The organism is Granulicatella sp. WM01, from assembly GCF_004570605.1.
Taxonomy (GTDB): Bacteria; Bacillota; Bacilli; order Lactobacillales; family Aerococcaceae; genus WM01.
On the sequence record NZ_SPPB01000111.1, the window covers coordinates 1 to 1,594 of the forward strand.

1 protein-coding gene and 1 pseudogene are annotated in these 1,594 nt (G+C 34.4%); both read right to left on the minus strand.

Translation table 11 applies throughout. The features are described 5' to 3' along the window. Nucleotides 1-228: 228 nt before the first annotated feature. Nucleotides 229-1,101: a homoserine kinase gene (thrB, locus tag E4T68_RS08785; RefSeq protein ID WP_228099296.1), complete on the minus strand. Its 873-nt coding sequence runs from the start codon at nucleotides 1,099-1,101 to the stop codon at nucleotides 229-231. A gap of 238 nt (nucleotides 1,102-1,339) precedes the next feature. Beyond that, nucleotides 1,340-1,594: pseudogene (locus tag E4T68_RS08790) on the minus strand (ISNCY family transposase); the annotation flags it as partial.

A 1,594-nucleotide genomic window follows, 5' to 3' on the forward strand; every position in this document is an offset into this window, starting at 1 on the left:
ATAATATGATATTTAATATGATGTTGTACGTCTTGAGTTAGCCAATTTTCTGGAAATTCAAATTCTTCTTCCAATTTCAATAATTTTCTGGTATTCTTATCCATGTGAAGCACCTCTTTACTATTTTCTCTCAACTTATAGTTTACTGGTTTGCTTCACTTTTTTCTATAAAAAATAATCGTGTTGGCGAACTTTTTTGTTCACCAACACGATTTATTGTACACCCGATTAATCGTGCTTGATAATATGAGCCCCTTTACAATCTATGGATAAATGAAAAATATCATGTTCTGGAAACTCTTGTTTAAGTTTTTTCTGGATAGTTTCTGCTTTATCAACTGGAACTAGAGTCATAACAGTCGGTCCTGCTCCACTAAGATATGTTCCGTATGTATATTCCAGTTTTAATATTTCTCGAATGCGTAATAATTCCGGAACAAGATGTTGGCGAAACGGCTCATGAAAAACATCTCTTTCAATGACATGACGAACATTTTTTAAGTATCCTCTTGATAATTGTGCAATTAACACATTACTCATCGCACTTCCTTCAGCAGCTTGTGCCAACGAAATTGTTTCTGGCAATACTCCTCTACTTTTCTTAGTTGCCAATGGAGTAGCAGGCACACACGCCACTAAATCAATATGATGTAATTTTATCTTAGACCAAAATACACGCTGATTACTTTGCCCACTCACAACCATATTTCCAATAATAGCAGGAGCAACATTATCTGGATGCCCTTCAAAACGATTAGCTAGTTGAATTTTAGCATCTTTTGAAAGTTTTAAGTTTCCTAAATAATTTGCCAACTCAATTCCTGCTACAATGGCAGAAGATGAACTCCCTAAACCTCTTGTGGTTGGAATATCTGTTCGCATTCTCAAACGATATGGTTTCAAATTAGGTTCTAGGCGTAAAGCTGTTCTAATAATTAAATTTCGCTCATCTTTAGGCAAATAAGGAATAGAATGCTCAATTTCCCATTTATCAGTTTCACACACAACATCAACTTCTAAATAAAGATTGACCGCAATTCCTAAAGAGTCAAATCCAGGACCCATATTCGCAGAAGTAGCAGGTACTTTTATTGTAATCATATCGTTCTCCATTAATCATACACTATTTTTAGTTGCACATAAATGCTATAAATTTATGGCATTCACTAGGTCAATACTATATCTTTTTGCTCTGACTTTGTCAATATCTTTCTAATATTTTTATGAAAAAGTGTCAATCGAAAATGAAAATGTCCTAAAATGTGGGCCACTATAAGTGCAATGATTTTCAAAAAAATCATTGCACTTATAGGGCAAAATAATGTATGCTATTAGAGTATCAAGCAAGCTTGTTGTCTTGATACTCTTCAAGAGTTTTTCCAATACTCTTGAGATAGCGTTTGAAAGATGCCAGTTTCCACGGGTGTGATTGTGGTGGAACGTATTGGCGTCTTTCTTTTTTTATATTCTCACCCAAATCAAACACCGCTGAATGCTCTTCATGTGTTAATAAACAACGTGTGGCATAAATGTTGTCAGCGATATTCAAGAAAATATCCCCATTAAATGCTTCAATAACCAACGCTTTTGTGTG

Excerpts from the sequence above, each read along its gene's own strand:
- thrB (WP_228099296.1), bottom strand. The coding sequence starts at position 1,101 with ATGATTACAATAAAAGTACCTGCTACTTCTGCGAATATGGGTCCTGGA.